Below are 24,802 nucleotides of genomic sequence, written 5' to 3'. Positions count from 1 at the left end.
CGGCGTCACCGTCGACTGGACCGCCTACTTCGCGGGCACCGGCGCCCAGCGCGTCGACCTGCCCACCTACCCCTTCCAGCGCCAGCGCTACTGGCCGGCCATCTCCTCCCTCTACCTCGGGGACGTCGAGGCGATCGGCCTCGAGGACACGGCCCACCCGCTCCTGAGCGCCGGTGTCGCCCTGCCCGAGTCGGACGGCATGGTCTTCGCCGGTCGCCTCGCCCTGTCCACCCACCCCTGGCTCGCCGACCACGCCATCCTCGGCAGCGTCCTGCTGCCCGGTACGGCCTTCGTGGAACTCGCGACCCGCGCCGGTGACCAGCTCGGCTGCGACCACCTCGAAGAGCTCACCCTCGAAGCGCCCCTCGTCCTGCCCGAACGCGGAGGCGTCCGGCTGCGCGTCTGGGTCGGCGCCGCCGACGAGGCCGGCCGCAGGCCGTTGGCCCTGCACTCCCGCGCCGAGGGCCTGGCGGCCGAGGAACCCTGGACGCGGCACGCCTCCGGTGTCCTTGCCGAAGAGGCCCGCCCCGCCGCCGGCTTCGACCTGAGCGCCTGGCCCCCGGCCGGCGCCACCGAGCTGCCCCTCGACGGCCGCTACGAGGCGCTCGACACCATCGGATTCGCCTACGGCCCCACCTTCCGCGGCCTGCGCACGGCATGGCAGCTCGACGGCGCGGTGTACGCCGAGGTCGCGCTGCCCGAAGGCGCCGAGGGCCAGGCGGGCCGCTTCGGCCTGCACCCGGCGCTGCTCGACGCCGCCCTGCACGCCATCGGGCTGGACGGCATCGGAGCCGACGACGGCCAGGGGCGCCTGCCCTTCGCCTGGTCCGGGGTGTCCCTGTACGCCGGAGGGGCGAGCGCGCTGCGCGTCCGCCTGACCCCGGCCGGCGCCGAGGGCGTCCGGCTGGAGATCGCCGACGCGTCCGGCGCCCCCGTAGCGGCCGTCGACTCGCTCGGACTGCGGCCGGTGACCGCCGACCGGCTGCACGCCGCGCGTGCCTCGTACCACGAGTCGGTGTTCCGCCAGCAGTGGACCGAGACCGGCGGCCTCGCCGCCCCGGACGAGCCGGCCACCGTCCGGTACGCCTTCCTGGGCGGCGCCGGCGACGAAGACCCGCAGGGCACCGACCGCTACGCCGACCTGGCCGCGCTGGCCGCCGCCGTCTACGCGGGAGCGGCCGTCCCGGACGAGGTGGTCGTCCACCTGGCCCCGACGCCCGCCCCGCTGTCCGCGCCGGCCGTGCACGACGCCGCGCACACCGCGCTCGCCCTCGCCCAGGCCTGGCTCGCGGACGACCGGTTCGCCGCCGCCCGGCTCGTGTTCGTCACCCGCGGCGCGGTGGCCACCACCCCGGACGAGGACGTGAGCGACCTGGCCGCCGCCACCGTGTGGGGCCTGCTGCGGTCCGCGCAGACGGAGAACCCCGGCAGGATCGCGCTCGTCGACGCGGCCGCCGACAGCGCCGCGGACGGCGGCCACGCCGCCCTGCGCACCGCGCTCACCTCCGACGAGGAGCGCTTCGCCCTGCGCGCGGACGCCGTGCTCGTCCCGCGCCTGGCGCGCGTCGAGACCGGCCAGGAGGACGCCGACCGTACCCCGGCCTTCGGCCCCGACGGCACGGTGCTCGTCACCGGTGCCACCGGCGCGCTCGGCGGGCTCGTCGCCCGCCACCTGGCCACCTCGTACGGAGTGCGCCGCCTGCTCCTCGTGGGCCGACGCGGCGCCGACGCCCCCGGCGCGGCCGCACTCGTCGCGGAACTCGCCGCGTCGGGAGCCACCGCCACCTGGGCGGCCTGCGACGTGGCCGACCGGGACGCGCTCGCCGCCCTGCTCGCGCGGATCCCCGCCGACCACCCGCTCACGGCGGTCGTCCACACCGCCGGCGTCCTCGACGACGGGATCCTCACCTCGCTGACCCCCGACCGGCTGTCGGCGGTCCTGCGGCCCAAGGTGGACGCGGCCTGGAACCTGCACGAGCTGACCCGGGACCTGGACCTCTCCGCCTTCGTGCTGTTCTCCTCCACCTCCGGCCTGTTCGGCGGCCCCGGCCAGGCCAACTACGCCGCCGCCAACTCCTTCCTGGACGCGCTCGCCCAGCACCGCCGCGCCCAGGGCCTCCCGGCGTCCGCGATGGCCTGGGGCCTGTGGTCGGTGGCCGATGGCATGGCCGGCGCCCTGGACGCCGCCGACGTCAACCGCATGCGCCGCGCCGGACTGCCGCCGCTGACGGCCGACGACGGCCTCAGGCTGTTCGACACCGCCGTCCGTCTGGACGACGCGCCCACGGCCCTGATGCGCGTGGACACCGACGCCCTGCGCCCCCTCGCCGCCGCCGGCACCCTCGCGCCGCTGCTGCGCGGCCTCGTACGGGGCGTCGCCCGCCGGTCGGCGGCCGTCGCCGCCGCCGGTTCCGAGCCGGAGCTGCGGGCCCGGCTGGCCGGACTGTCCGGCCCCGAACAGGACCGCGCGCTGCTGGACCTGGTCCGTACACAGGTCGCCGCCGTGCTCGGCCACGCCGGCCCCGCCGCCGTCGAGTCGGGGCGGGCCTTCAAGGAGCTGGGCTTCGACTCGCTCACCGCCGTGGAGCTGCGCAACCGCCTGAACCAGGCGACCGCGCTGCGCCTGCCCGCCACGCTGATCTTCGACTACCCGGACCCGACCGTCCTGGCCCGCCACCTGCGCACCGAGCTGATCGGAGACCCGGACCAGGAGGGCGCCGCCGCCCTCGCCGCCGGCTCCGCGACGCCCGCGACGACCGCGGCCCCCGACGACGAGCCCATCGCGATCGTCGCCATGAGCTGCCGCTACCCCGGCGACGTCCGCACCCCCGAGGACCTCTGGCAGCTCCTGACCGCCGGCGAGGACGGCGTCACCCGCCTCCCCGAGAACCGGGGCTGGGACACCGAGGCCCTCTACCACCCCGACCCCGGGCACCCGGGCACCTCGTACGCCCGCGAGGGCGGCTTCCTCCACGACGCCGCCGAGTTCGACGCCTCCTTCTTCGGGATCTCCCCGCGCGAGGCCCTCGCCATGGACCCGCAGCAGCGCCTGCTGCTGGAGACCACCTGGGAGGTCTTCGAACGGGCCGGCATCGCCCCGTCCTCGGTGCGCGGCAGCAGTACGGGCGTCTTCGCCGGCGTCATGTACCACGACTACGGGGCGCGCCTGCACGCCGTGCCCGACGGCGTCGAGGGCTACCTCGGCACGGGCAGCTCCAGCAGCATCGTCTCGGGCCGCGTCGCCTACTCCTTCGGCCTGGAGGGCCCGGCGGTCACCGTCGACACGGCCTGCTCCTCCTCGCTGGTCGCCCTCCACCTCGCGGCGCAGGCCCTGCGCAACGGTGAGTGCAGCCTCGCCCTGGCCGGCGGTGTGACCGTGATGTTCACGCCGGGCACCTTCATCGAGTTCAGCCGCCAGCGCGGGCTCGCCGCCGACGGCCGCTGCAAGTCCTTCGCGGCCGCCGCCGACGGCACCGGCTGGGGCGAGGGCGCGGGCATGCTCCTGCTGGAGCGGCTCTCCGACGCCCGCCGCAACGGCCACCAGGTCCTGGCCGTGGTCCGCGGCTCCGCCGTCAACCAGGACGGCGCCTCGAACGGTCTGACCGCCCCCAACGGCCCGTCCCAGCAGCGCGTCATCCGCCAGGCCCTGGAAAGCGCCCGCCTGACCGCCGCCGACGTCGACGCCGTCGAGGCCCACGGCACCGGCACGACCCTCGGCGACCCGATCGAAGCCCAGGCGCTGCTCGCCACCTACGGCCGCGAGCACACCGGCGAACAGCCGCTGCTGCTCGGCTCGGTGAAGTCCAACCTCGGGCACACCCAGGCCGCCGCGGGCGTGGCCGGCGTCATCAAGATGGTCCTGGCGATGCGCCACGGCGTCCTGCCCAAGACCCTCCACGTCGACGAACCGACCCCGCACGTCGACTGGACGGCGGGCGCGGTGTCCCTCCTCACCGAGCAGGTGGCCTGGCCCGAGACCGGCCGCCCGCGCCGCGCGGGCGTTTCCTCCTTCGGCATCAGCGGGACGAACGCGCACGCCATCATCGAGCAGGCCCCGCAGCCGGACCCCGGGTCCTCGCAGGCCCCCGAGCCCGCGCCGGAGGCGACCCGTACGCCCTCCGTGCCCGTCGTGCTGTCCGCCCGCGGCGAGGACGCGCTGCGCGCCCAGGCCCGTCGGCTCCACACCCGTGTCCTCGGGGACGAGGACCTGCGCACCGCCGACGTGGCCCTGTCCCTGGCCACCACCCGCTCGGCCCTGGAACAGCGGGCCGCCCTCGTCGCGTCGGACCGTACGGAGCTGCTGCGCGGCCTGGACGCGCTGGCCCGCGGCGAGAGCGCGGCCGGACTGGTCCGGGGAGCCGCGCGCGACGGCCAGGTGGCGTTCCTGTTCACCGGGCAGGGCAGCCAGCGCCTCGGCATGGGACGCGAACTCCACGCCACCCACCCCGCCTTCGCGACCGCGCTGGACGAGATCTGCGCCGAACTCGACCGGCACCTCGAACTGCCCCTGAAGGACGTGCTGTTCGGATCGGACGCCGCCCTGCTGGGCCGGACCGCCTACACGCAGCCCGCGCTCTTCGCGGTCGAGGTGGCGCTGTTCCGGCTGCTGGACGCCTGGGGCGTACGGCCCGACGTGCTGTCCGGCCACTCCATCGGCGAGATCGCCGCCGCCCACGTCGCCGGGGTGCTCTCCCTCCAGGACGCCGCCGAACTGGTCGCCGCACGCGGCCGGCTGATGCAGGAACTGCCCGCCGGCGGCGTGATGATCGCCGTCCAGGCCTCGGAGGACGAGGTCCTGCCGTTCCTGACCGACGGCGTGAGCGTCGCCGCGGTCAACGGCCCTCAGGCCGTCGTCGTGGCCGGTGACCCGGACGCCGCCGTCGAGGTCGCCGAGGTCTTCGAGGCCCTGGGACGCAAGACCAAGCGCCTCACCGTCAGCCACGCCTTCCACTCCCCGCACATGGACGCCATGCTCGCCGACTTCCGCAAGGTCGCCGAGGGCCTGGTGTACGGGGCGCCGCGCATCCCGGTCGTCTCGAACCTGACCGGCGCGCTCGTCACCGACGAGATGGGCTCCGCCGACTTCTGGGTCCGGCACGTCCGCGAGGGCGTGCGCTTCCTCGACGGCGTCCGCGCCCTGGCCGGGGCCGGGGTGACGACGTACGTCGAACTCGGTCCCGACGGCACCCTGTCCGCGCTCGTCCAGGACTGCCTCACCGACGACACCGCCGAGGCTCTCGAGTCCGCCGGGGCCGCCCTCTGCGTGCCCGTGCTGCGCAAGGGCCGCCCCGAGGCCGAGGCCCTCGCCACCGCCCTCGCCCAGGCCCACGCGCACGGCGTCACCGTCGACTGGACGGCGTTCTTCGCCGGCACCGGCGCCCGCCGCGTCGACCTGCCCACGTACGCCTTCCAGCGCAAGCGCTACTGGCTTGACGTCGGCGTCTCCGTCGAGGACGTCCTCGCGGCCGGCCTCGACACTGCCGGACACCCGCTGCTCGGCGCCACCCTGCCGCTGCCCGCCTCCGACGGCCTGGTCCTCACCGGCCGCCTCGCCCTGTCCACCCACCCCTGGCTGACCGACCACACGGTCATGGACACCGTCCTGCTGCCCGGCACCGCCTTCGTCGAACTGGCCCTGCGGGCCGGCGCGGAGACCGGCTGCGACACCGTCGAGGAACTGGCCATCGAGGCCCCGCTCACCCTCGGCGACCAGGGCGCCGTACAGCTCCAGCTCGCCGTCGACGCGGCCGACGAGGAGGGCCGGCGCAACCTGACGCTGCACTCCCGCCCCGCCGACGCCCCGGCGGGCGAGCCGTGGACGCGCCATGTCACCGGCGTACTCGCCCAGTCCGCCCCGGCCCGTGCCTTCGACCTGTCCCAGTGGCCGCCGGCCGGTGCCGAACCCGTACCCACCGACGGTTTCTACCCCGCCGCGGCCGCGGCCGGCCTCGGATACGGGCCGGTGTTCCAGGGGCTGCGCGCCGCCTGGCGCGGCGACGGCGCGCTGTTCGCCGAGGTCGCGCTCGACGAGGCGTACGCGGGCGAAGCCGACGCGTACGGCGTGCACCCCGCGCTCCTCGACGCCGCCCTCCAGGCCATCGGCCTCGGGATACCCGGTTCCGGCTCCGACGACTCCGCCGAGGGCGCCCGACTGCCCTTCGCCTGGACCGGCGTACGCCTCCACGCGACCGGCGCGGCCGCCCTCCGGGTCCGGATCGCCGCCGCGGCCTCCGGCGGCGTGACCCTGGACGTCGCCGATTCCACCGGCGCCCCGGTGGCCTCGGTCGACTCCCTGATCCTGCGCCCGGTCTCCGCGGCCCAGCTCGGCGGAGACCGCGCCGCGCACCACGAGTCCCTGTTCGGCGTGGAGTGGACGAAGCTGCACCTCACCGCCGGTACGGTCCCCGCCGGCGAGCGGTGGGCCGTACTGGGTGAGGACCGGGCGGACGTCCGCGTCGGCGGCGAAGCGCTCGAACGCCACCCCGGCCTCACCGCGCTGCGCGAGGCGATCGCCTCCGGCGCCCCGGCACCCGACGTCGTGGTCGTCCCGCTGTCCGGGACCGCCTCCGGCGACGGCCGGGCGCCCGCCGCCCGCGGCGCCGCGCACCACGCGCTCGCGCTCGTCAAGGAGTGGCTGGCCGAGGAACGCCTCGACGGCTCCCGGCTGGTGCTGCTCACCTCGGGCGCGGTGGCCGCGGCGGCGGGCGAACACGTCACCGACCTCGCCCACGCCCCGGTGTGGGGCCTGGTGAGGTCGGCGCAGTCGGAGAACCCCGGCCGGTTCGTCCTCGCCGACACCGACGGCTCCGACGCCTCCCTCGGGGCGCTGGCCGCCGCGCTGGCGGGCGACGAGCCGCAGCTCGCCCTGCGGGCGGGCCAGGCGTACGCCTTCCGCCTGAGCCGCGTCGCCCGGACCGCCGCCGAGACCGACCGCCCCGAGACCGATCGCCCGGAGACGGGCCGGCCGGACACGGGCCGCCCGGAGATCGACACCGCTGGCACCGTCCTCGTCACCGGCGCGAGCGGCACCCTCGGCAGGCTCTTCGCCCGCCACCTCACCGACGCCCACGGCGTACGGAACCTGCTGCTCCTCAGCCGTCGCGGCGACGCGGCGCCCGGCGCGGCCGACCTGACGCGCGAGCTGACCGACCGGGGCGCGACCGTCACCTGGGCGGCCTGCGACGCGGCCGACCGGGACGCGCTGGCCGCCGTACTGGCCGAGATCCCCGCCGACCGGCCGCTGACCGCGGTCGTCCACACGGCCGGCGTCCTGGACGACGGGATCATCGATTCCCTCACGCCCGAACGCCTGGACACCGTCCTGCGGCCCAAGGTCGACGCGGCCTGGAACCTGCACGAGCTGACCGAGGGCCACCCGCTCTCCGCGTTCGTGCTCTTCTCCTCCGTCGCCGGCTCCTTCGGCGCCGCCGGCCAGGCCAACTACTCCGCCGCCAACGCCTTCCTCGACGCCCTCGCCCAGCACCGCGCGGCCCGCGGCCTGACCGCGAGCTCCCTCGCCTGGGGGCTGTGGGCGGCCGCCGACGGCATGGCCGGAGCCCTCGACGAGGCCGACCTGACCCGCATGGCCCGCTCCGGTGTCGGCGCGCTCGCCCCCGAGGAGGGGCTGGCCCTGTTCGACACTTCCCGGACCCTGGACGACGCCGTCCTCGTCCCCCTGCGGATCGAACCGGCCGTACTGCGCGCCCAGGCCGCCGACGGCACCCTGCCGCCGCTGCTGCGCGGACTCGTCCGCACCCCGGCGCGCCGGGCCGCCGCCCCCGCGACCCGAGCCGCCTCCGGCACCCGCGCCGCCGCCGAACCGGCGGGGACCCTCCAGGAGCGGCTGGCGGGCCTGTCGGCCGCCGAACGCGACCAGGCGCTGCGGGACCTGGTCCGCACGCAGGTCGCCGCCGTCCTCGGACACGGCACGGCGGACGACGTCGACGCCGCCCGCGGCTTCCTCGATCTGGGCTTCGACTCGCTGACCGCCGTCGACCTGCGCAACCGGCTCACCGCCGCCTCCGGGCTGCGGCTGCCCGTCACGTTGATCTTCGACTACCCGTCACCCGCGGCGCTCGCCGCGTACATCGGGGAGAAGCTCGGCCGGGGCGACGCCGCCCGCAAGCCCGTCCACGCGGAACTCGACAAGCTCGAATCGATCCTCTCGGCGGTCGCCCCCGACGACGCCGAACGCGCGGGCATCACCGCCCGGCTGCGAGACCTACTGGCGAAGTGGAACGACACGCACAGTGCACAGGACAACGCCGCCGAAGAGCGGGACATCCAGGCCGCGACGGCCGACGAGCTCTTCGACCTCCTCGACGACGAACTCGGTCTCTCCTGAGATGGCCTCGACGACCGAGACGACCTTGACCACTTCGACGACGGGGATGGCGTAAACAATGGTGAACGAGGAGAAGTACCTCGATTACCTCAAGCGGGCGACGGCCGACCTCCGCGAGGCGCGACGCAAGCTGCGCGAGGTGGAGGAGCGGGACCAGGAGCCGATCGCGGTCGTGGCCATGAGCTGCCGCTACCCCGGAGGCATCGACACCCCCGAACGGCTGTGGGAGCTCGTCGCCGGCGGCACCGACGCCGTCTCCGCGTACCCCGCCGACCGGGGATGGCCCGCCGAGGTCCTCTTCGACCCCGACCCCGACAGCGGCATCGAGGCCTACGAGCACGTCGGCGGATTCCTCCACGACGCCCACCACTTCGACCCGGCGTTCTTCGGGATCTCCCCGCGCGAGGCCCTCGCCATGGACCCGCAGCAGCGGCTCCTGCTGGAGACCTCCTGGGAGGCCTTCGAACGCGCCGGGATCGACCCGGCGACGCTGCGCGGCAGCCGCACCGGCGTCTTCGCGGGCCTGATGTACCACGACTACGCCGCCCGGCTGTTCAGCGTCCCTGAGGAGATCGAGGGCTTCCTCGGCAACGGCAGCTCCGGCAGCATCGCCTCCGGCCGGATCGCCTACACCCTCGGCCTGGAGGGCCCGGCCGTCACGGTCGACACCGCGTGCTCCTCCTCGCTGGTCGCCGTCCACCTCGCCGCGCAGGCGCTGCGCAGCGGCGAGTGCACCCTCGCCCTCGCGGGCGGCGTCACCGTCATGTCGACGCCCGGTACCTTCACCGAGTTCAGCCGCCACCGCGGACTGGCCGGCGACGGCCGCTGCAAGTCCTTCGCCGCCGCCGCCGACGGCACCGGCTGGGGCGAGGGCGCCGGCATGCTCGTCCTCGAACGTCTCTCCGTCGCCCGTGCGAACGGCCACCCCGTCCTCGCCGTCATCCGCGGGACGGCCGTCAACCAGGACGGCGCCAGCAGCGGCCTCACCGCGCCCAACGGGCCCTCCCAGCAGCGCGTCATCCGTGAGGCACTCGCCGGGGCCCGGCTCTCGCCCGCCCAGATCGACGCCGTCGAGGCCCACGGCACCGGCACGACCCTGGGCGACCCGATCGAGGCGCAGGCGCTGCTCGCCACGTACGGGCAGGACCGGCCCGACGACCGGCCGCTGCTCCTCGGCTCCATCAAATCCAACATCGGGCACACCCAGGCCGCCGCCGGCGTCGCCGGGATCATCAAGATGGTCATGGCCATGCGCCACGGCGTCCTGCCCAAGACCCTGCACGTCGAAGAGCCCACGCCGAACGTGGACTGGACGGAGGGCGCCGTCCGGCTGCTCACCGAGTCCGTACCGTGGCCCGAGACCGGCGCGCCGCGCCGCGCGGGCGTCTCCTCGTTCGGCATCAGCGGCACCAACGCCCACACCGTCATCGAACAGGCCCCCGCGCAGGACCCCGCGCCCGAGCCGGCCGACGTCGAGCCGCCCGCCGCGGTGGTCCCGGTACCGCCGCTGTGGACCGTCTCCGCCAAGTCGCCGGCGGCCCTGCGCGCCCAGGCCGCGAAGCTCCACGCGCACCTGACCGCCCACCCCGGCCTGCGCGCCGAGGACGTCGCCCACTCGCTCGCGCGCGGCCGCACCGACTTCGAACACCGCGCGGTCCTCACCGCCGCCGACGAGCCCGGTCTCGTCCGCGCCCTGGAGTCCCTGGCCGCGCTCGGCCCGGACGGATCGGCTCAGGGCGTCACCCTCGGCCGCCCGGTCGGCGGGAAGCTCGCCTTCCTGTTCACGGGGCAGGGGAGTCAGCGGCTGGGCATGGGGCGTGAGCTGTACGACGCTTTCCCGGTGTTCGCGGCCGCGCTGGACGCGGTGTGCGAGCGGATGGACCTGGAACTGCCGCTGAAGGAAGTCCTGTTCGGGGCCGACGCGGACCTGCTCGACCGCACCGAGTACGCGCAGCCGGCGTTGTTCGCGGTCGAGGTGGCGCTGTTCCGGCTGCTGGAGTCGTGGGGTGTGAAGCCGGACTTCGTGTCCGGTCACTCCATCGGTGAGATCGCGGCCGCGCACGTCGCCGGGGTGCTGTCCCTGGAGGACGCGTGTGCTCTGGTGGCGGCGCGTGGCCGTCTGATGCAGGCGCTGCCGGGTGGTGGCGTGATGATCGCGGTCCAGGCGTCGGAGGACGAGGTCCTGCCGCTGCTGACGGACCGGGTCAGCATCGCGGCGGTCAACGGTCCGCAGTCGGTGGTCGTCGCCGGTGACGAGGACGCGGCGATGGCCGTGGCCGAGGCGTTCGCCGACCGGAAGCACAAGCGGCTGACCGTGAGCCACGCGTTCCACTCGCCGCACATGGACGGCATGCTGGACGCCTTCCGCCAGGCGGTCGCCGGGCTGTCGTTCGAGGTCCCGCGCATCCCGGTCGTCTCGAACCTGACCGGCGCCCTCGTCACCGACGAGATGGGCTCGGCGGAGTTCTGGGTCCGCCACGTCCGCGAGGCCGTCCGCTTCCTCGACGGCGTGCGCGCGCTCGCCGCCCGCAACGTCGTCCACTTCGTCGAGATCGGCCCCGACGCCGTCCTCTCGGCCCTCGCCCAGGACTGCCTGACCGGCGACGCCGACACGGCCGTCTTCGTACCCGTACTGCGCTCCGGCCGCCCCGGGACCGCCACCCTGACCGACGCCCTCGCCCGTCTCCACGTGCGCGGCACGGCCGTCGACTGGGACGCCTACTACGCCGGCAGCGGCGCGGAGCGCGTCGACCTCCCCACGTACGCCTTCCAGCGCGAGCCGTTCTGGCTCGACGCCGGACGCCCCCCTGGCGACGTCGCCGCCGCCGGACTGGGGAGCGCCGGCCATCCGCTGCTCGGCGCCGCCGTCGCCCTCGCCGACCTCGACGGCTTCCTCTACACCGGCCGGCTCTCGCTGGACACCCACGCCTGGCTCGCCGACCACACCGTCATGGGCTCGGTCGTGCTGCCCGGCAGCGCCTTCGTGGAGCTGGCGATCCGCGCCGGCGACCAGATCGGCTGCGGCCTCCTTGAGGAACTCACCCTGCACGCCCCGCTCGTCCTGCCCCAAGACGGCGGCGTCCAGCTCCAGCTGTGGGTCGGTGCCCCCGACGCCACCGGCCGCCGCCCCCTCGGCGTGCACTCGCGCTCCGAGCCGTCGGGCGACGCGCCGGGGGAGGACGTCGACGCGGCCGAGCGGCCGTGGACCCGCCACGCCGACGGTGTCCTCGCCGTCGGCTCCCCGCAGCCGTCGCCCGCCTTCGAGACCTGGCCGCCGGCCGATGCCACGCCGCTGCCCGTGGAGGAGCTCTACTCCGGCCTCGCGGAAGCCGGACTCCACTACGGCCCCGCCTTCCAGGGCGTCCGCGCCGCCTGGGTGACCGGCGACGCGGCCTACGTGGAGATCGAGACCTCCGACGAACAGCGCTCCGACGCGGCCCTGTTCGGGCTGCACCCCGCCCTCCTCGACGCCGCCCTGCACGCCATCGGCGTCGCCGGACTCGTCGAGGACACCGGCCGCGGCCGGCTGCCGTTCTCCTGGGCCGGGGTGTCCCTGTACGCCGTCGGCGCCCCGTCGCTGCGCGTCCGGCTGGCGAAGGCCGGACCGGACACGGTGTCGCTCGCCCTCACCGACGGAGCCGGACAGCCCGTCGCCGACGTCGCCGCGCTCACGCTGCGCACCGTGTCGGCCGAGCAGCTCGACGCCGGGGCGGGCGGCCCCCACGACTCCCTGTTCCAGGTAAGGTGGACTCCGCTGACCCTCCCCGGCCCGGCCGGCGGCTCCACGGCGGCCGTCGAGCACCGGCTGGTCCTCGACGGGCCGTCCGCGGACGAGGCCCTGGAGGCGGCCCTCGACACCGACGCGCCCGTCCCGGGCACCGTCCTCGTCCACCTGCCCGCCACGCCGGAGCTCACCCCCGAGGCCGTCCACACGGCCACGCACGCCACGCTCCGCCTGCTGCGGCGCTGGCTCGCCGACGACCGGCTCGCCGACAGCCGGCTCGTCCTCCTGACCCGGGGCTCGGTCGCCGTCCGCACCGGCGACCGAGTACCCGACCCCGTTCACGCGGCCGTCTGGGGCCTGGTGCGCTCCGCGCAGTCCGAGCACCCGGGCCGCTTCGTCCTCGTCGACACCGACACCAGCACCGGCACCGGCACCGGCACCGGCACCGGCACCGGCACCGGCACCGGCACCGGCACCGGCACCGGCACCGGCACCGGCACCGGTGCCGCGCCCGCCGAGGTGTCCTGGGCCGTCCTGGACGCCGTCCTCGCCTCGCGGGAGCCGCAGCTCGCCCTGCGCGAGGGCGGCGCGCACGCTCCACGGCTGGCCAGGGTCGCCACCGGCGCTCCGGCCGAGGCTCCCGCGTACGACCCCGAAGGCACCGTCCTCGTCACCGGCGCGGCAGGCACCCTCGGCCGGCTCGTCGCACGGCACCTCGTCGCCGAACGCGGCGTACGGAACCTGCTGCTGCTGAGCCGTCGCGGCGACACGGCGCCCGGTGCGGCGGAACTGACGCGCGAGCTCGGCGAGCTCGGCGCCGACGTGACCTGGGCCGCGTGCGACGCCGCCGACCGGGAGGCGCTCGGCGCCGCCCTGGCCGCGATCCCCGCCGCGCGTCCGCTGCGCGCGGTCGTCCACACCGCCGGTGTCCTCGACGACGGCGTCATCGATTCGCTCACGCCCGCACGCCTCGACGCCGTCCTGCGGCCCAAGGCCGACGCAGCGCTCCACCTGCACGAGCTGACCCGCGGCCTCGACCTGTCCGCGTTCGTGCTGTTCTCCTCGGCCGCCGGCGTGTTCGGCGCCCCCGGCCAGGGCAACTACGCCGCCGCGAACTCCTTCCTCGACGCGCTCGCCCAGCACCGCCGCGCCCAGGGCCTCCCGGCCGTCGCGCTGGCCTGGGGCCTGTGGGAGGACGCCGACGGCATGGCGGGCGCACTGGACCAGGCCGATCTCGACCGCATGAAGCGCGGCGGCGTGCGGGGGCTCACCTCCGCCGACGGCCTCGCTCTGCTCGACCTGGCCGACACCCTCGCCGCGGCCGATGCCGAGGACGCCGGCCAGGCCCTTCTGGTGCCCATGCGGCTGGCGCTGCCCACCACCGCGGCCGACGTGGCCCCGCTGCTGCGCGGCCTGGTCCGCACCCCCGTACGGCGCACCGCCGCGACCGGCGCCGCCGGCGGGAGTGCCGGTACGGAGCAGTCCGCCCTGGAGCGGAGCCTCCTCGGCCTCGACGCACCCGGACGGGAGCGGCTGCTGCTCGACCTCGTCCGCGGCCACGTCGCCGGCGTACTCGGCCACGGCACCCCGGACGCCATCGAACCCGGGCACGCCTTCAACGAACTGGGCTTCGACTCCCTCACGGCGGTCGAACTCCGCAACCGGCTCGGCGCGGCCGTCGGCCGCCGACTGCCCGCGACGCTGGTCTTCGACTACCCGACCTCGCTCACCCTGGCCCGTCACCTGTCCGACGAACTCGGCGGGGACCGGCCCACGTCCCGGGCCGCGGCCGCCGGACCCGGTGCCGGCAACGCCGCCGACGACGATCCGATCGCGATCGTGGCGATGAGCTGCCGCTACCCCGGCGGCGTCACCACCCCCGAGGAGCTGTGGCGGCTGCTGGAGAGCGGCGGCGACGCTATCACGGGCTTCCCGGCAGACCGGGGCTGGGACGTCGAGTCCCTGTACCACCCCGACCCCGACCACCCCGGAACCTCCTACACCCGCCACGGCGGCTTCCTGCACGACGCCGCCGGATTCGACCCGACGTTCTTCGGGATCAGCCCCCGCGAGGCCGTCGGCACCGACCCGCAGCAGCGGCTGCTGCTGGAGACCACCTGGGAGGCCTTCGAACGCGCCGGCATCAACCCGGCCGACGTACGGGGCAGCCGCACCGGCGTGTTCGCCGGCGTGATGTACCACGACTACGCGGCCCTGCTGGAACGTTCGGCCGACGGCGCGGACGGCTCGCTCGGCTCAGGCAGTACGGGCAGCATCGCCTCGGGACGCGTCTCGTACACCTTCGGCCTCGAAGGCCCCGCCGTCACCATCGACACCGCCTGCTCGTCCTCGCTGGTCGCCCTGCACATGGCGATCCAGGCCCTGCGGACCCGCGAGTGCGACCTGGCCCTGGCCGGCGGCGTCACCGTCATGGCCACCCCGGGTACGTTCGTCGGCTTCAGCCGCCAGCGCGGCCTCTCCGCAGACGGCCGCTGCCGCGCCTTCTCGGCCGACGCGGACGGTACCGGCTGGGGCGAGGGCGTCGGCATGCTGCTCGTGGAGCGGCTGTCGGACGCGCAGCGCAACGGGCACCCGGTGCTCGCCGTCGTGCGGGGCTCGGCCGTCAACCAGGACGGCGCCAGCAACGGCCTGACCGCCCCGAACGGCCCCTCGCAGCAGCGCGTCATCCGCGAAGCCCTCGCGAGTGCGGGTCTGTCGGCCGCCGAGGTCGACGCGGTCGAGGCGCACGGCACGGGCACCACCCTGGGCGACCCGATCGAGGCGCAGGCGCTGTTGGCGACGTACGGCCAGGACCGCCCCGCCGACCAGCCGCTGCTGCTGGGCTCCGTCAAGTCGAACCTCGGGCACACCCAGGCCGCGGCCGGTGTGGCGGGTGTCATCAAGATGGTCCTGGCCATGCAGCACGGCGTACTGCCCCGCACCCTGCACGCGGAGCAGCCGTCGCCGCACGTGGACTGGTCGGAAGGCGCCGTCAGCCTCCTGACGGACTCGGTCCCGTGGCCGGAGACCGGCCGCCCGCGCCGTGCGGGCGTCTCCTCGTTCGGCATCAGCGGCACCAACGCCCACACGATCATCGAGCAGCCGCCGGCCGAGGCCACCCCGGCCACCCCGGACGGCGTCGGCACGCGCGACCTGCTCCCGCTGCGCCTCTCCGGCCGCACCGTGAACGCTCTGGCCGCGCAGGCCCGGACCCTGGGCACCCACCTGGAGGCCCACCCGGAGCTCGCGCTCGCGGACCTCGCGTACTCCCTGGCCACCACCCGCGCGGGCTTCGATCACCGCGCCGTGGTCGTGGCCCAGGACCGCGCCGAGGCCGCCACCGCCCTGGCCGCACTCGCCGAGGCACGGACGGCGCCCGGTCTGATCCGGGGCACGGTCGCCAAGGGCGGCCGCACCGCGTTCCTGTTCACGGGGCAGGGCAGCCAGCGGCTCGGTATGGGGCGTGAGCTGTACGACGCGTTCCCGGTGTTCGCGGCCGCGCTGGACGCGGTGTGTGAGCGGATGGACCTGGAACTGCCGCTGAAGGAGGTCCTGTTCGGGGCGGACGCGGCTGTTCTGGACCGTACGGAGTACACCCAGCCGGCGTTGTTCGCGGTCGAGGTGGCGTTGTTCCGGCTCGTGGAGAGCTGGGGTGTGAAGCCGGACTTCCTCTCCGGTCATTCGATCGGTGAGATCGCGGCCGCGCATGTGGCGGGTGTGTTCTCGTTGGAGGACGCGTGTGCTCTGGTGGCGGCGCGTGGCCAGCTGATGCAGGCGCTGCCCGAGGGCGGCGTGATGATCGCGCTCCAGGCCTCCGAGGACGAGGTCCTGCCGCTGCTGACCGAGCGGGTCAGCATCGCGGCCGTCAACGGGCCGCAGTCGGTGGTCGTCGCCGGTGACGAGGACGCGGCGATGGCCGTGGTCGAGGCGTTCGCCGACCGGAAGCACAAGCGGCTGACCGTGAGCCACGCGTTCCACTCGCCGCACATGGACGGCATGCTCGACGCCTTCCACGAGGTCGTGGAAGGTCTGACGTTCAGTGCCCCGCGCATCCCGGTCGTCTCCAACCTGACCGGCGCCCTCGTCACCGAGGGCGAGATGGCCTCTGCCGACTTCTGGGTCCGGCACGTCCGTGACGCCGTCCGCTTCCTCGACGCCGTCCGCGCCCTCGAAGCCGCCGGCGTGACGACCTACATCGAGATCGGCCCCGACGGCACCCTGTCCGCCCTCGCGCAGGACTGCGTCACCGATGCCGACACCGCCGCCTTCACCCCGACGCTGCGAGCTGACCGCTCCGAGACGGAAACCGTCGTCACCGCCTTCGCCCGGGCACATGTGCGCGGCGTCGAAGCCGACTGGCACGCCTGGTTCGCCGGGACGGGCGCGCGACGCGTCGACCTCCCCACGTACTCCTTCCAGCGCGAGCGCTTCTGGCCGGAGACGGGCACCCCGCTGCCCGGCGACGCGACCGGACTCGGCCTCGCGACGGCCGGACACCCGCTGCTGGGCGCGGCGGTGTCCCTCGCGGACGCCGACGGCTGCGTCCTCACGGGCCGGCTCTCGCTGCGCACCCACCCCTGGATGGCGGACCACGCCGTCATGGGCTCCGTCCTCGTTCCCGGAACCGCCTTCGTCGACCTGGCCCTGCACGCGGGCGAACGGGTCGGTGCCCCGGCCCTCGACGAGCTGACGCTCCAGGCACCGCTGGTGCTGTCGGACGCGGGCGACGCCGTGCAGGTCCAGGTCACGGTCGGAGCACCGGACGCCTCGGGCCACCGTGCGGTCGCCGTGTACTCCCGCCCGGCCGACGCGGACGCCACCCCGGCCTTCGACGACGAACCGTGGCGCCGGCACGCCGCCGGGCAACTGGCGGAGGACGTCCGCGCCGCCACCGCCGACCTCGGCATCTGGCCGCCGGCGGGCGCCGTGTCCGTCCCGGTGGACGACGCGTACGAGCTGCTCGACGCCTCCGGTCTCCGCTACGGCCCCCTGTTCCGCGGGCTCAGGGCGGCCTGGCGGCACGACGGCGAACTGTTCGCGGACCTCGCCCTGACGGGAAGCACCGCGGCGGACGCCGACGCGTTCGGGCTGCACCCCGCGCTGCTCGACTCCGCACTGCACACCCTGGCGCTCGACGGCTCCGTGGCCGCGGCCCCGGATGCCGACACCGAGGAGGGGGCCCGACTGCCCTTCGCCTGGACCGGCGTACGGCTGCACGCGGCCGGCGCCTCCGCGGCGCGGGTCCGCCTGGCCCCGGCCGGACACGGCGCGGTGTCGCTGGAACTCGCCGACTCCGCGGGCCACCCCGTGGCCTCGGTGGACTCGCTGGCCCTGCGGGCGGTCTCGCCCGAGCAGATCGGGGCGGCGCGCGGCGGTCGCCTGGAGTCGCTGTTCCAGGTCGAGTGGACGACGCTGCCGGTCGCTCCGGCGCCGACGGCCGAACAGCGCCCCTGGGCGCTGCTGGCGGACGGTCACGCCGGGCTCGATGCGGCGGGCGTGCGCTACGAGGCCCACGGTGGCGGGCTCGCGACGGTGACGGATCCGGCGCTGGTGTGTGTCCCGTTGTCTCCGGTCGGTGATGCGGACGACGTGGCGGGTGCGGTGCACGCGGAGACGGGCCGGGTGCTGGGGCTGCTGCAGGAGTGGCTGGCCGATGAGCGGTTCGCTGACGCGCGTCTGGTGTTCCTGACCCGGGGTGAGGTGGAAGCCGTTCCCGGTGAGGATGTGGCCGACCTGGTCCATGCCTCGGTGTGGGGTCTGGTGCGTTCGGCGCAGTCGGAGAACCCGGGGCGGATCGTCCTGGTCGACACCGACGGCAGCGATGCCTCCTACCGAGCGCTGCCCGCCGTGGTGGACTCGGGTGAGTCCGAGGTCGCGGTGCGGGGTGGTTCGGTGCTGGTGCCGAGGCTGGCTCGTGCGGCGGTCGCCGCTGATGCGGGTGTCGAGTGGGATGCCGATGGCACGGTGTTGGTGACGGGTGCGAGTGGTTCGCTGGGCGGGCTGTTCGCGCGTCACCTGGTCGCTGAGCACGGTGTGCGGCGTCTGCTGCTGGTGAGCCGGCGTGGTGAGGCGGCCGAGGGTGCTGCGGAGCTGTCGGCTCAGCTCGCCGGTCTGGGTGCTGAGGTGTCGTGGGCGGCGTGTGATGTGGCCGATCGTGAGGCCCTGGCGGCCGTACTGGCCGGCATACCGGCTGAGTATCCGTTGACGGCGGTCGTGCACACGGCTGGTGTCCTGGATGACGGTGTGGTCGGTTCGCTGACGGCCGGGCGTCTGTCGGCGGTGCTGCGTCCGAAGGTGGATGCGGCGTGGAACCTGCACGAACTCACCCGGGACCTGGACCTTTCCGCGTTCGTGCTGTTCTCGTCGGCCGCCGGTGTCTTCGGTGGCGCGGGTCAGGCCAACTACGCGGCCGGCAACGTGTTCCTGGACGCTCTGGCCGCCCACCGCCGGGCCCGGGGCCTGGCCGCCACGTCGCTGGCCTGGGGTCTGTGGGCCGAGGCCGGTGGCATGGGTGGCGCTCTGGATGCCGGGGACGTGTCCAGGCTCGGCCGAGGCGGAGTCAGCGCCCTGTCCGCTGCCGAAGGCACCGCGTTGTTCGACGCCGCCTGCGCCGCCGGGCAGCCGCTCCTCGTGCCGGTCAAGCTCGACCTGGCGGCGCTGCGGGTCCAGGCGGGCAGCGGGCTGCTCCCGCCGCTGCTCTCCGGCCTCGTCCGAACCCCCGCACGCCGCGCCGCCGACGCCGGCTCGCCCGACGCGTCCCGACCGGCGGCCCGCCTCGTCGGCCTGACGGACGCCGAACAGCGGCTCTTCGTCATGGACTTGGTACGCACCCAGGTCGCCGCGGTGCTTGGCTACGCCGGGCCCGAGGCGGTCGAAGCCGACCGTTCCTTCCGCGAGCTCGGCTTCGACTCGCTGACCGCCGTCGAGCTGCGCAACCTGATCGGCGCCACCACCGGGCTGCGCCTGCCCGCCACCCTCGTCTTCGACTACCCGACCTCCACGGTCCTGGCCGACCACCTGAGGGCCGAACTGCTCGGAACGGTGCCCGCGGCGCCCTCCGCGCCGGTGGCCGTCGCCCCCCGCGACGACGAGCCGATCGCGATCGTCGGCCTGGGCTGCCGGTACCCCGGTGGCGTCGAGAGTCCCGAAGCCCTGTGGCGGCTGGTCCTGGAAGGCCGGGACGTCATCTCCGGGTTCCCCGACGACCGCGGCTGGGACGTCGACGCCCTCTTCGACACCGACCCGGGCCACGAGGGAACGAGCTACGCCCGCGAGGGCGGCTTCCTCTCCGACGCCTCCGCGTTCGACGCCCACTTCTTCGGGATCTCCCCGCGCGAGGCCGTGGCGATGGACCCGCAGCAGCGCCTGCTCCTGGAGACCTCCTGGGAGGCCTTCGAGCGGGCCGGCATCGACCCGCGCACCCTGCGCGGCAGCCGGACCGGCGTCTTCGCCGGTGTCATGTACCACGACTACGCGTCCCGGCTCTCGGCGCTGCCCGAAGGCGTCGAGGGCTTCCTCGGCACGGGCAACGCGGCCAGCGTCATCTCCGGCCGCCTCTCGTACACCTTCGGCCTGGAGGGTCCGGCGGTCACCGTCGACACCGCCTGCTCCTCCTCGCTGGTCGCCCTGCACCTCGCCGTGCAGGCGCTGCGCAGCGGCGAATGCTCGCTCGCTCTGGCGGGCGGCGTGACCGTGATGGCGACTCCCGCCGCCTTCGTGGAGTTCAGCCGGCAGCGGGGCCTCGCGGCCGACGGCCGCTGCAAGGCGTTCTCCGCCGACGCCGACGGCACGGGCTGGTCCGAAGGCGCCGGCGTGCTCCTGGTGGAGCGCCTCTCCGACGCCCGCCGCAACGGGCACCCGGTGCTGGCCGTGGTCCGGGGTACGGCGATCAACCAGGACGGCGCCAGCAACGGCCTGACCGCCCCCAACGGCCCCTCGCAGCAGCGCGTCATCCGCCAGGCCCTGGCCAACGCCGGTCTGTCCGCCTCTGATGTGGACGCGGTCGAGGCGCACGGCACGGGCACGACGCTCGGCGACCCGATCGAGGCACAGGCTCTCCTGGCCACCTACGGCCAGGACCGCCCCGCGGACCAGCCGCTGCTGCTCGGCTCGATCAAATCGAACATGGGCCACACGCAGGCCGCCGCCGGCGTCGCCGGGATCATCAAGATGGTCATGGCGATGCGGCACGGGGTCCTGCCCAAGACCCTGTACGTGGAGCAGCCGACCCCGCACGTCGACTGGGCGGCGGGGGCGGTGACCCTCCTGGACTCGGCCACGGACTGGCCCCGGACGGGCCGCCCGCGCCGGGCCGCCGTCTCTTCGTTCGGCTTCAGCGGCACCAACGCCCACGCCGTCATCGAGCAGGCGCCCGAGCCGGTGGAGCCGGAGGCACAGACCGTGCCGGCCCGCGTTCCCGGCAGACTGCCGTGGCTCCTCTCGGCGAAGGACCCGCAGGCCCTGCGCGACCAGGCCGCGCGCCTGGCGGCGCACGTCATCGAGCACCCCGAACTGCCCCTCGTGGACGTCGGCTACGCTCTGGCCACGAGCAGGACCGCCCTCGACCGGCGGGCCGCGGTCGTCGCGGAGGACCGTGAGGGCTTCCTGGCCGGCCTCGCCGCGCTCGCCGCGGGCGAGTGGGCGGCCGGCCTGCTGGAAGGCTCCCCGACCGCCGGGAAGCTGGCGTTCCTGTTCACCGGGCAGGGCAGCCAGCGGCTGGGCACGGGCCGCGAACTGTACGAGACCTACCCGGTGTTCGCGGCCGCGCTGGACGCGGTGTGCGAGCGGATGGACCTCGCGCTCGAACTGCCGCTGAAGGACGTCCTGTTCGGGGCGGATACGGATCTGCTCGACCGCACCGAGTACGCGCAGCCGGCGTTGTTCGCGGTTGAGGTGGCGCTGTTCCGGCTGCTGGAGTCGTGGGGTGTGAAGCCGGACTTCGTGTCCGGGCACTCCATCGGTGAGATCGCGGCCGCGCATGTGGCCGGGGTGCTGTCCCTGGAGGACGCGTGTGCTCTGGTGGCGGCGCGTGGCCGGCTGATGCAGGCGCTGCCCGAGGGCGGCGTGATGATCGCGGTCCAGGCGTCGGAGGACGAGGTCCTGCCGCTGCTGACGGACCGGGTGAGCATCGCGGCGGTCAACGGGCCGCGGTCCGTGGTCGTCGCCGGTGACGAGGATGCCGCCACGGCGATCGCCGAGGCCTTCCCCGACCGCAAGTCGAAGCGGCTGACCGTCAGCCACGCGTTCCACTCGCCGCACATGGACGGCATGCTGGACGCCTTCCGCCAGGTGGTGGAGGGTCTGACGTTCAACGCGCCCCGCATCCCGGTCGTCTCCAACCTGACCGGCGCCCTCGTCACCGACGAGATGGGCTCTGCCGACTTCTGGGTGCGCCACGTCCGCGAGGCCGTCCGCTTCCTCGACGGCGTCCGCGCCCTGGAGGACGCGGGAGCCGCCACGTACCTCGAACTCGGCCCCGAGGCCGTCCTCTCCGCACTCGCGCAGGAATGCCTCACCCGCGACGGCGCGGTCTTCCTCCCCGTGCTGCGCGCGGACCGCCCCGAGGAAGCCACCCTCGGTTCGGCCCTCGCCCAGGCGTACCTGCGGGGCAGCGCCGTCGACTGGGACGCGTACTGCACCGGCACCGGCGCACGCCGGGCCGACCTGCCCACGTACGCCTTCCAGCGCCAGCGCTACTGGCTGGAGGCGCCCGCCCACGCCCTCAGCGGCGACGTCGAGTCCGCCGGGCTCGGCGCGACCGCGCATCCGCTCCTCGGGGCGGCGGTCGACCTGCCAGACTCGGACGGCTTCCTCTTCACCGGACGGCTCTCCCCGCGCACCCACCCCTGGCTGGCCGACCACCGCGTCGGGGGCACCGTCCTGCTGCCGGGCGCCGCGCTGGTCGAACTGGCCGTCCGGGCGGGCGACCACGCCGGCTGCGGCCGCCTGGACGAGCTCACCCTCGAAGCGCCGCTGGTGCTGACGGAGACGGGCGGGACACAGTTGCGGCTCGCCGTCGCCGAGCCGGACGCGCAGGGACGCCGGACCTTCCAGGTCTACTCGCGCCCCGAGCAGAGCGCCCCCGACGAGCCGTGGACCCGTCACGCCGACGGCGTCCTGGCCCCCGACGCCCCGGACACCGGGGCCCGGGCCCTGGGCGAGTGGCCGCCGGCCGGCGCCGTCGCCTGCCCCGTGGACGACCTCTACCCGGGCTTCGACGGCATCGGACTCGGCTACGGCCCCGCCTTCCGCAACCTCCGCCGGGCCTACCGGCTCGGGGATGAGGTGTTCGCCGAGGTCGCCCTCGACGAGGACCGCCTCCCGGAGGCCGTCCCCTACGGACTCCACCCGGCGCTCCTCGACGCGGCCCTGCATGCCGTCGGGCTCGGGGAGTTCTTCCCCGAGGGCCCGACGGGCGCGCGGCTGCCGTTCTCCTGGGACGGCGTACGGCTGCACGCCGCCGGCGCCGCCGCACTGCGCGTACGGATGGCACCGGCCGGCCGGGACGCGGTGACACTGACCCTGTGGGACGGGAGCGGAGAGCCGGTCCTGACCGTGGACTCGCTCGTCCTGCGACCCTTCGCCGCCGATGGCGGCGCCACCGGATCGGGCACCGGACCCGTGCGCGAGGCACTGTTCCAGGTCGACTGGACCACCCTCACGCTGCCCGAAGCCGCACCGGAGTCCGCCGTCGGCTGGGCACTGCTCGGCGCGGACCCGCTCAAGACCGGCGCCGGCCTGGAACGGGCTGGCCTCCTCGACGACCCCCACGGATGGGCGTACCCGGACCTGAACGCCCTCGGCGAGGCCTTCGACTTGGCCGAGGCCCTGGGAGAGACGGCACCGGAGACGGTCCTCGTCTCCCTGGCACCCGACCTCGCGGCACCGGCCGAGGCGACGGCCGCGCACGCCGCGACCACGCACGCCCTGGACCTCGTCCAGGGGTGGCTCGCGGACGAGCGGTTCGCGGCGTCCCGGCTCGCGGTCGTCACCCGCGGCGCCGTCGCCGCCGACCCCGACGAGGACGTCACGGACTTCGCGAACGCCGCGGTGTGGGGCCTGGTGCGCTCCGCGCAGGCCGAGCACCCCGGCCGGTTCGTCCTCGTGGACCTCGACGGCTCGGACCCCTCCCACGGGGCGCTGCCGGCCGCGCTCGCCACCGACGAGACCCAGCTCGCCCTGCGCGAGGGGACCGTACGGGCACCCCGCCTGGCCCGCGCGGCCCTCACCGGGGCCGCGGCCCCGGCCGAAGGCGCTGCCCGCGCCGTCGACCCCGACGGCACGGTCCTGATCACCGGGGCCACCGGCACCCTGGGCGGCCTGCTCGCCCGGCACCTCGTGGCCGAGCACGGCGTGAGGCACCTGCTGCTCACCAGCCGGCGGGGCGCGGCGGCGGACGGCGCCACCGTACTCGCCGATCAGCTGGCCGCGTCGGGCGCCCGGGTCACCTGGGCGGCCTGCGACGCGGCCGACCGGGACGCGCTGGCCGGCCTGCTGGCCTCCGTACCGGCCGAACACCCGCTGACGGCCGTCGTGCACACCGCCGGTGTGCTCGACGACGCCACCGTCACCTCGCTCACGGCCGAGCGGGTCGCGAAGGTGCTGCGGCCCAAGGCCGACGCGGCCTGGAACCTGCACGAGCTGACCCGGCAGCTCGACCTGGCGGCGTTCGTCCTGTTCTCCTCGGCGGCCGGCGTGTTCGGCAACGCCGGCCAGGCCAACTACGCCGCCGGCAACGCCTTCCTCGACGCGCTCGCCCAGCACCGCCGGGCGCGCGGCCTGGCGGGGCTCTCACTGGCCTGGGGCCTGTGGGACGACGAGGCCGGCATGGCCGCTACCCTCGGCGACCAGGACCGCAGCCGTCTCGCCCGCGGCAGCATGAACGCGCTGTCGGTGGCCGACGGCCTGGCCCTCTTCGACGCGGCCCTGCACGCGGCGACGGCCGGTGCCGCCGATGGCGGGCGACCGGGGAGCGCGAGCCTGCTCGTGCCCGCCCGGATCGACCTCGCCGCCCTCCAGGCCCAGGTGGGCGACACCGTCGCCCCGCTGCTGCGCGGCCTGCTCCGTACGCCCGTACGCCGCAGGACGAGCGGCGGCGCCGCCCCGGACGCCCCGGGGACGCTGGCGGAGCGGCTGTCCCAGCTCCCGCCCGCAGAACGGGACCGGGTGCTGCTCGACACGGTCTGCACCCATGTCGCCCAGGTACTGGGCCACAACGGCGCCTCCGCCATCGAACCGGGCAGCGCCTTCAAGGAGCTGGGCTTCGACTCGCTGACCGCCGTCGAGCTGCGCAACCGGCTCGGCGCGGCCACCGGGCTCCGGCTCCCGGCCACGCTCATCTTCGACTACCCGACCCCCGAACAGCTCAGCGGACACCTGCGTTCCGCCCTGCCGCTCGGCGCCGACGGCCCCACCGTCTTCGGCGAACTCGACCGGCTGGAAGCCGCGCTGGGAGCGGTGGACGCGGACAGCGTCACCCGCGCGCGGATCACGATGCGACTCCAGGCCCTCATGGCCAAGTGGAGCGCCGGCCAGGACACCGGACGGCGCACCGGCGACGAGGACACCGACGACGACCTCGACGCGGTGACCGACGACGAGCTCTTCGACCTGCTCGACGACGAACTCGGCGCCTGAGCACGCCGGGCGGGGCGCCCCGCCCCGCCCGGCGCCCAGGTGGTCCTGGCCCAGCAGGGCGAACGGCTGATGGAACGCCAGCTGGACGCGGACGCCTC

At 75.3% G+C, this 24,802-nt stretch carries 2 protein-coding genes; both read left to right on the top strand.

Annotated elements, in window-relative coordinates; genetic code table 11:
* Window positions 1-8,344: type I polyketide synthase (locus tag ABTY04_RS37080; protein WP_352217839.1), on the top strand; the 8,344-nt coding region annotated here is incomplete at its 5' end.
* A 58-nt stretch (window positions 8,345-8,402) separates the two neighbouring features.
* Window positions 8,403-24,704, top strand: a complete 16,302-nt coding sequence (locus tag ABTY04_RS37075; protein WP_352217838.1) for a type I polyketide synthase — start codon at window positions 8,403-8,405, stop codon at window positions 24,702-24,704.
* Window positions 24,705-24,802 lie beyond the last annotated feature (98 nt).

Source organism: Streptomyces sp. NPDC097981, assembly GCF_040302565.1.
Taxonomy (GTDB): Bacteria; Actinomycetota; Actinomycetes; order Streptomycetales; family Streptomycetaceae; genus Streptomyces.
Note: the sequence above shows the minus strand (reverse complement) of the source record. Positions and strands in the feature narration are given on the sequence as shown.

Coding starts and splice junctions, on each gene's coding strand:
- ABTY04_RS37075 (WP_352217838.1), top strand. CDS start 8,403: ATGGTGAACGAGGAGAAGTACCTCGATTACCTCAAGCGGGCGACGGCC.